Source organism: Peribacillus sp. P4_D6, from assembly GCF_056401795.1.
In genome coordinates, this window is record NZ_JBFUIQ010000148.1 from 1 (window position 1) to 8,294 (window position 8,294).

At 44.1% G+C, this 8,294-nt stretch carries 8 protein-coding genes and 1 other annotated feature; of the genes, 1 reads left to right on the plus strand and 7 read right to left on the minus strand.

Annotated elements, in window-relative coordinates:
- The 3 genes from AC1DVB_RS23455 to AC1DVB_RS23465 form a co-directional block, all read right to left on the minus strand.
- The coding region (locus AC1DVB_RS23455; RefSeq protein ID WP_477591179.1) for an amino acid--tRNA ligase-related protein at window positions 1-683 on the minus strand (683 nt) is incomplete at its 3' end.
- 12 nt (window positions 684-695) lie between these two features.
- Entirely contained in the window at window positions 696-1,967 is a 1,272-nt protein-coding gene (gene hisS / locus AC1DVB_RS23460; protein WP_477591181.1) for a histidine--tRNA ligase, read from the minus strand.
- A 99-nt stretch (window positions 1,968-2,066) separates the two neighbouring features.
- Window positions 2,067-2,303 (minus strand) — a binding site (T-box leader).
- Window positions 2,304-2,382: 79 nt separating this feature from the next.
- Window positions 2,383-2,556, minus strand: a complete 174-nt coding sequence (locus AC1DVB_RS23465; protein ID WP_034308777.1) for a hypothetical protein — start codon at window positions 2,554-2,556, stop codon at window positions 2,383-2,385.
- Between the two features lie 129 nt (window positions 2,557-2,685).
- On the opposite strand from AC1DVB_RS23465, the gene AC1DVB_RS23470 reads away from it, so the two are divergent.
- Window positions 2,686-4,455 (plus strand): SH3 domain-containing protein, encoded by a 1,770-nt coding sequence (locus tag AC1DVB_RS23470; protein WP_477591183.1) that lies wholly within the window; start codon window positions 2,686-2,688, stop codon window positions 4,453-4,455.
- Between the two features lie 64 nt (window positions 4,456-4,519).
- Here AC1DVB_RS23470 and dtd read toward each other — a convergent pair whose 3' ends face one another.
- From dtd to AC1DVB_RS23490, 4 genes are all read right to left on the minus strand, one after another.
- Window positions 4,520-4,963 (minus strand): D-aminoacyl-tRNA deacylase, encoded by a 444-nt coding sequence (gene dtd / locus AC1DVB_RS23475; RefSeq protein ID WP_477591185.1) that lies wholly within the window; start codon window positions 4,961-4,963, stop codon window positions 4,520-4,522.
- A 15-nt stretch (window positions 4,964-4,978) separates the two neighbouring features.
- Window positions 4,979-7,177, minus strand: a complete 2,199-nt coding sequence (locus AC1DVB_RS23480; RefSeq protein WP_034308787.1) for a RelA/SpoT family protein — start codon at window positions 7,175-7,177, stop codon at window positions 4,979-4,981.
- Window positions 7,178-7,495: 318 nt separating this feature from the next.
- Complete coding sequence (locus AC1DVB_RS23485; RefSeq protein ID WP_034308789.1) at window positions 7,496-8,008, minus strand: adenine phosphoribosyltransferase; 513 nt, start codon at window positions 8,006-8,008, stop codon at window positions 7,496-7,498.
- Window positions 7,999-8,294, minus strand: a 296-nt coding sequence (locus tag AC1DVB_RS23490) for a single-stranded-DNA-specific exonuclease C-terminal domain-containing protein (protein WP_477591187.1), incomplete at its 5' end; no start/stop codon positions are given. The genes AC1DVB_RS23490 and AC1DVB_RS23485, both read right to left, overlap by 10 nt.

Consider the following 8,294-nt stretch of genomic DNA (forward strand, 5'->3'; position numbering starts at 1 on the left):
GCACGTAAGTCTTCATCACGGAAACAGCGGGCAATTTGATAATAACGTTCGAAACCAGATACCATCAATAGCTGCTTGAAGATTTGCGGTGATTGCGGAAGTGCATAGAACTCCCCTTCGTGTACGCGGCTAGGCACTAAATAATCACGTGCTCCTTCAGGTGTACTTTTTGTTAAGATAGGTGTTTCGATATCAAGGAAGCCTTCACCGTCCAAGTAATCACGGATCGCTTTTGTTGTTTTGTTGCGCATTTTCAATGTTTCGAACATCGCCGGACGACGCAGGTCCAGATAACGATATTTCAAGCGGATGTCTTCTGATACATCCGTTCTTTCATCAATGATGAATGGAGGGGTCTTTGCTTCGTTTAAAATTGTAACGTTTTCGGCTTGAACTTCGACGGTCCCTGTTGTTACGTTCGGGTTGAAGTTGGCTTCGTCACGTTTGATGACGGTCCCTTGGATATCAAGGACGTATTCATTACGGATTTTTTCGGCTGTGGCAAGCGCGTCTGCCGAAATGTCCGGATTGAATACGACTTGGACGACTCCGCTTCTGTCACGTAGGTCGATAAAGATGACCCCGCCCAAATCCCGGCGTTTTTGTACCCATCCTTTTAATGTTACTTTTTCACCAATAGCTGCTTCTGTCACTTCACCATTGAAGTATGTTCTGCCAAACATGGTATTTCCCCCTTAAGCCTGTAGCTTTTTGAATTGTTCAACGAATGTTGCAAGATCCATTTGGACTTGTTCACCGGTTTCCATGAACTTTACATTGATTTTATTATTTGCCAATTCATCATCCCCAAGTGTCGCCACATATCTTGCTTCGAGGCGGTCGGCTGATTTGAATTGTGCTTTCACTTTACGATCTTGATAGTCTTTTTCGACGGTAAAACCGGCATTCCGCAATTGATAGGCAAGTTTGACGGTATAATCCTTGGCTGTTTCACCTAGTGAGACAAGATAGCAGTCAATTCCCTTTTTGATCGGAAGCTCGATGTTTTCTGCTTGGAGGGCAGCAATCAGCCGTTCAATGCTAAGTGCAAAGCCGATTCCTGGTGTTTCCGGTCCGCCAAGTTCTTCAGCCAGCCCGTTATAACGGCCTCCGCCGCAAAGTGTAGTGATGGCGCCAAAGCCTTCTGCATCACTCATGATTTCAAATGCGGTATGATTATAGTAATCCAAGCCCCTCACTAGAGTCGGATCTTCGACGAAATCGATTTCCAAATCGCTTAAGTGCTGTTTCACCTTTTCGAAATAAGTACGGGATTCATCATTTAAATATTCAATGATGGAAGGAGCCGTGTTCATCAATTCGTGATCGTGATCCTTTTTGCAATCCAGGATACGCAAAGGATTTTTTTCGAGGCGGTTTTGACAATCGCCGCAAAACTCGCCGATGCGTGGTTCGAAATGTTTGATTAACGCATTGCGATGCGCTGTCCGGCTTTCCTTATCACCAAGGCTGTTGATGACTAGCTTCAGCTTTTTCAAACCAAGTTCCTTGTACAGGTTCATCGCAAGTGACAGAACCTCTGCATCGATTCCGGGATCCTTACTTCCTAAAGCTTCGATGCCGAATTGAACGAACTGGCGGAATCGACCTGCTTGCGGACGCTCGTAACGGAACATCGGCCCGATATAATAAAGCTTGACCGGTTGATTGGCCCACCCGAACATTTTGTTCTCGATATATGACCTTACAACCGATGCAGTGCCTTCCGGACGAAGGGTTAAGTTCCTTTCACCGCGATCTTGAAATGAATACATCTCCTTTTGAACGATATCGGTTGTATCCCCTACACCACGTAAAAATAATTCCGTGTGTTCAAAAATCGGTGTGCGGATTTCTTTATATTGGTAACGGTGACAAATATCACGCGCTGTGTTCTCGATATACTGCCAAATTTCCGTTTGGCCAGGCAATAAATCCTGGGTACCTCTAGGAATCTGAATAGACATATGTGTTTCCTCCTTTAAAGCAAAGCGCCCTTTCTTATTCGGCACGCTATACTGATTTTTTCCAAACAAAAAACTCCCGCCCCTTGTAACGTAAATGTTACAAGGGACGAGAGTTTGGATATCCCGTGGTGCCACCCTAGTTGAAGCACAAAAAAAGTGCCCCCGCTCAAAAACAGTTAACGCCTGTTTTACGTCCATCTCCTATTAAGTAAATCCGTTCGGAGTGAAGCCTACGGAGGGTTCTTTCATTAAGTCATCATGTGGAATGCTTTCAGCCTCKGCATTTCCTCTCTTTTCATGTGTTTCTTAATTACTCTTCTCCATCATTGGTTATTGCAGTAATAAGTCTGATATTTTATAATCATACGGACGTTAACATCAAATGTCAAGGCAGACTGAGGATATTTATCGCTTTTTACTGGTTCAAACGTTTTTTCAAATTTTTGATCGTCCGGACATTGACCCCGAATTCGGATGCCAATTCAACAAGGTTTGCGCTTTGTTCCTTTTGGATGAAATCGTGAAAATCGACACCCAGTACTTGGTTGCCTCCGCTTAAGCTCGTTTGATCTTTTTCGCTGAATTTCATGTGGTTTCCCTCCTACAGTTATATAAGCTCTATTCTTTCCTAAAAAAAATGTTTTTTGCACAGGGAAAGAGGGAAATTTTCATTGAACGAGAATACATACATATAGACATTAAAAGGGAGAGACAACTTATGAAGAAGAAATCGGGTTTATTCGGCCTGACACTGATGCTGATATTCTCAGCGATTTTCCCCGTCCATCACGCTTTTGGAAAAGAGGATGGGGAAAATATCGTGACGACCCAAGTGGTCAATGTCCKTGAAGGTGCAGGTCTCAGTTTCCCTATCGTAAAAAAACTGTCAAAAGGGGAATCGTATCCCATTCTGAATGAAGATGGCGACTGGATTGAAATCCGGATTGGAACCGGCAAAACGGGCTGGGTTGCCAATTGGTTAGTGGAGAGACAAACAGGGTCTGATACCAATCAGGTCAAAAAGGAATCCGGACAAGGGACGATATCAGGCAGCTCCGTCCGTGTCCGAACAGGTCCCGGCACTACATTTCAAACGGTTGGGTCCTTGAGTAAAGGAACTTTTGTTGACATCATTGAAAAGAATGAGAATTGGATAAAGGTCAAAACGGCGGATATCGAAGGCTGGGTCTCTGCTGACTACATAACGCTTCCCTCCGCATCAGAAATAGCAGCGAAGAAAGATTCAACTAGGGAAAAAGGAACGAATCAATCCGTAAAAACCGGAGTAACTTTGGTGGACCGGCTCAATGTCCGTTCGGAACCGTCAACAAGCAGTGCCGCTCTCGGAAAGCTGAATAAAAATACGTCAGTGACCGTCTACAGGGTTGAAAATGAATGGGCGGAAATTGATTTCCAAGGAACCCGCGGTTGGGTTGCTGAACCTTACATACAAATAGGCGAAGATAAAGAAGATATGAAAAATGATACGGCAGGCGCCACTGCAAGGGTGACCGCTGCGGGTTTAAATGTCAGGAAAGAAGCCTCGCTCTCAAGCAAGGTCATCGGTTCGGTGAACAAGGATGAGACTTACGCCGTGCTGCAAACAAAGGGAAATATGACACAGATACAGCTCTCTGGTTCAAAAAAGGGCTGGGTAGTGAGTTGGTACCTGGAAAAAGAGAATGTTGAACAAACGGCTAAGGAACAAAAGGTTGATGTAAAAGGAAACAAGATTACCATCATTCATGATGGTACGATCCTTAGAAGTGAGCCGGATGGCAACTCGGAGATTGTAAAGCAGGCCAATGCAGGTGAAACGTTCTCGGCATCAGGTATGAAAGGCGATTGGTATTCCATTAAACTAAAGGGCGGAAAAACAGCTTATGTGGCAGGATGGATCGTGACGATTGAAGGGAATGCCGAGCAAATCCAACGACCTGGCGTTGAGAAATACCTAAAGGATAAAACGATTGTGATCGATCCCGGACATGGCGGCAGGGATAGCGGTACAATCGGGGTCGGTGGAACACTTGAGAAAAACTTGACGATTCGAACGGCAGAATTGCTGCGGGACAAACTTCAGGCGGCAGGAGCTAAAGTGATCCTGACCAGGAGCGGAAATACCTATGTTCCACTCCCTTCCCGGGTCAGCACTTCTCATATACATAATGCGGATGCTTTCATCAGCCTCCATTATGATAGCACCAAGGACCAGATCACCAGCGGGATAACCACATATTACTATCATGACTACCAGCGTGCGTTGGCGGCTACACTGGCCAATTCAATCGGTTCCACCATGCAGGTGCCCAATCGCGGATCACGATACGGGGATTATCATGTAACTCGTGAAAATAAACGGGTAGCTACACTCATTGAACTAGGTTATTTAAGTAATCCAGTGGAAGAATTGACATTAACATCGAATGAGTATCAAGAAAAAATCACATCGGCCATCTATAATGGCTTGGCGCGGTATTTTAAATAAGGACCAGAAAAGCCAGCTTCGTATCGAAGCTGGCTTTTCTGCAAAAAAAACCTGCCGCAGCAGGTCATTTCTTGCTTTCGAGTATTAATGTGACGGGACCGTCATTAGTAAGCTGAACATCCATCATGGCTCCAAATTGACCTGTTTCCGTATGGACGCCTTTTTTGCGGAGTTCCTCGTTAAATACTTCATATAATTCATTCGCCTCTTCAGGACGGGCGGCGTCCATGAAGTTCGGTCGACGGCCTTTACGGCAATCGCCGTATAAGGTGAATTGTGAAACGGATAAAATCGAACCTCCCACATCCAATAGTGAGTGGTTCATCTTTTCATTTTCATCTTCAAATATTCTTAGATTGACAATCTTTTCGGCCAAATAGGCGGCGTCATCGATCGTATCTCCATGGGTGACACCAACCAATAGGACGAGACCGCTGTCGATTTGTCCGATTATTTGGTCTGCGACAACTACTTTTGCCGCTTTGGAACGTTGTAAAACAACACGCATGGCAATAAAAACTCCTTAGTTCATGATCCTTCTAACGGAATAAACATCTGAAATTTGTTTAATACGGTCGACAACCTTTTGCAAATGGGCAATGTTATGAATATAAATCGACATGTGAATGGTCGCCACCTTATTCCTGTCGGATTTACCCGAGACCGCTGAAATGTTGGTCTTGGTTTCATTGACGGCTTGAAGGACTTCATTCAATAGGCCGCGACGGTCATAGCCGCTGATTTCAATTTCCACGATGTATTCCTTGCGTTCGTTAATCGTACTTTCCCATTCAACCGGTACAAGGCGATGATCGGCATCCCCGCTATCCAGGTTCGGGCAATCTTGCCTATGAACTGAAACTCCACGGCCTTTGGTTATATAACCAACGATTTCGTCCCCTGGTACTGGGTTGCAACAGCGTGATAAGCGGATAAGCAGGTTATCAATCCCTGGTACCTGTACGCCCGAGTCACGTTTTTTAGATGTATTGGAGAAGGTTTTCAGATCGGCTACCGCTTCAGAAATATCCGCTTCTTGCTCGACCATTTTCTGCTTGCGCCATTTTTCGGTAAGGCGGTTAGCTACCTGAAGGGCTGTTATTCCGTTATATCCGACTGCTGCATACATATCCTCTTCATTCAGGAAGTTGAATTTATCCGCAACACGCCTGATATTCTCGGCAGCCAGGATTTCCTTCAGGTCGAACTCCATATCCTTGATTTCCTTTTCAACAAGCTCTTTGCCTTTTTCGATATTTTCTTCCCGGCGCTGCTTCTTGAAAAATTGGCGGATCTTATTTTTCGCTTGAGATGTTTGCGTCAGTTTAAGCCAATCCTGACTTGGACCATATGAATGCTTCGATGTTAAGATTTCTATGATATCGCCAGTTTTCAGTTTATAATCCAGCGGTACCATTTTCCCGTTCACTTTGGCACCAATCGTTTTGTTCCCGATTTCCGAATGAATCCGGTAAGCGAAATCAATCGGGTTGGAACCTGATGGCAGTTCGATGACATCGCCTTTTGGAGTGAAAATGAATACCATATCAGAAAAAAGATCTATTTTAAGGGATTCCATGAATTCCTCGGCATTAGTCGCATCATCTTGGAATTCAAGAATTTCCCGGAACCATGTCAATTTTTCTTCCAGTGAAGGCTGTTCGCCGACATCTTTTCCCTCTTTATAAGCCCAGTGCGCTGCAACCCCGAACTCGGCAATGCGATGCATATCGGAAGTACGGATCTGCACTTCCAGCGGATCGCCTTTCGGTCCGATCACCGTCGTATGGAGCGATTGATACATATTCGGCTTCGGCATCGCGATATAGTCTTTGAATCGGCCAGGCATCGGTTTCCAGCATGTATGGATGATCCCTAAAACGGCATAGCAATCTTTTATGCTATTGACGACGATCCGAACGGCAAGCAAGTCATAAATTTCGCTGAACTGTTTATTCTGCAAAGCCATTTTGCGATAAATGCTGTATATATGTTTCGGCCTGCCGGATAGGTCAGCCTTAATGTTGACTTCCTCAACGTTTTTACGCACTTCATCAATGACTTCTTCCAGATAATTTTCACGTTCTGCACGCTTTTTCTTCATCAGGTTGACGATTCGGTAATACTGCTGAGGATTCAAATACCTTAGTGCAGTATCTTCCAGTTCCCATTTAATCGTGCTGATCCCAAGACGATGGGCAAGCGGTGCGAAGATTTCCAGCGTCTCGTTCGATATCCTTCTCTGCTTTTCCTGCGGCAGATGCTTCAATGTCCGCATATTATGCAGTCTGTCCGCAAGCTTGATCAAGATGACCCGTATATCCTGCGCCATCGCCACGAACATTTTCCGATGGTTTTCCGCCTGTTGCTCCTGCTGTGATTTGTATTTGATTTTCCCTAACTTGGTCACGCCATCCACAAGCATGGCAACTTCAGGACTGAAGTTTTCTTCAATATCCTTCAAAGTGATCTCCGTGTCTTCAACAACATCATGTAAAAAACCTGCCGCAATGGTTGCAGGGTCCATTTCAAGATCAGCCAGAATGCCCGCCACTTGAATCGGATGAATAATATACGGCTCTCCCGATTTACGGAATTGTTCTCGGTGAGCATACTCTGCATACTTAAACGCTCTATGAATAAATTCAGCTTCTTCCGGCTGAAGATATAAGCTGGCCCGTTCTACAACCTGCTCGGCAGTCAATATTTGATCATTAGCCATTTAATCACCTTAACCCCACTTTAACTGCCACCGGATATGATCCGGATTGAGTATGATTGGTAGCACTTCCCTTTATTCTGCAAAACGTGACAATTTTTGCGAAAAAAAATAAATCCGCTTAAACGGATAAAAGTGCAAATAAACTTATTAGCAGAAAAACTCTTTATTATTACTATTATCGAAAAAAAAGGCAAGGATGTAAAGAGTTAAACGTGTATTTTATTAAGAATAGTGCATTTTTTCACTGGAAATTCGACAAAATCAAGCTAAAATGGGAAAAACAGAAAGAGAGCACCCTGGTCAGAGTGCTCTCCTTTATTAAAAGCTCATTAATGTCAAGACATCATAGCCGTCTAATTTATCTTTTCCATCCAAGTCAGTCAATTCAATAAGGAAGGCAATCCCTGCTACAATTCCGCCAAGCTGTTCAACCAACTTGATCGTCGCTTCGATTGTTCCCCCGGTAGCAAGCAAATCGTCGGTAATCAGGACACGCTGTCCCGGTTTAATGGCATCTTTATGGATTGTCAATACATCCTTGCCGTATTCTAAACCATATTCGACTTTTATCGTTTCACGTGGAAGTTTTCCTTCTTTTCTCACTGGCGCAAAGCCCACTTCCAATGAGTATGCGACTGGACATCCGATAATGAATCCGCGTGCTTCCGGCCCGACCACCAAGTCGATATTTTTATCGCGAGCATACTCGACGATTTGGTCTGTTGCGTATTTATAAGCTGCGCCGTTATCCATTAATGTTGTAATATCTTTAAAGACGATACCCGGTTTTGGCCAGTCTTGCACAATTGTTACATATTGCTTTAAATCCATTGCTTTGTTTCCTCCTCAAGGTCTGTTGCCTCATGAACTAAATAATGATTGAACCAATCGAATAATTGCTGATAGGAAGAATAAACAAGCTCTTGTTCAAGCTCAAATTGCTCTTTCTTTCTTGTATACGATTCAGATTCACTGAGATCGCGTTTTTTCGCATTGGTTGTGAGCATAATTAACCCATTCTCTATTGTAACAAAATCAAGCTCAAAAAACACCTTAGAAATGAATTCCACTGTATCTCTTGACCAGCCGCGATATTTGGCCAGGTCATCACCATATC

Coding starts and splice junctions, on each gene's coding strand:
- hisS (WP_477591181.1), bottom strand. CDS start 1,967: ATGTCTATTCAGATTCCTAGAGGTACCCAGGATTTATTGCCTGGCCAA.
- AC1DVB_RS23465 (WP_034308777.1), bottom strand. CDS start 2,556: ATGAAATTCAGCGAAAAAGATCAAACGAGCTTAAGCGGAGGCAACCAA.
- dtd (WP_477591185.1), bottom strand. CDS start 4,963: ATGCGTGTTGTTTTACAACGTTCCAAAGCGGCAAAAGTAGTTGTCGCA.
- AC1DVB_RS23480 (WP_034308787.1), bottom strand. CDS start 7,177: ATGGCTAATGATCAAATATTGACTGCCGAGCAGGTTGTAGAACGGGCC.
- AC1DVB_RS23485 (WP_034308789.1), bottom strand. CDS start 8,008: ATGGATTTAAAGCAATATGTAACAATTGTGCAAGACTGGCCAAAACCG.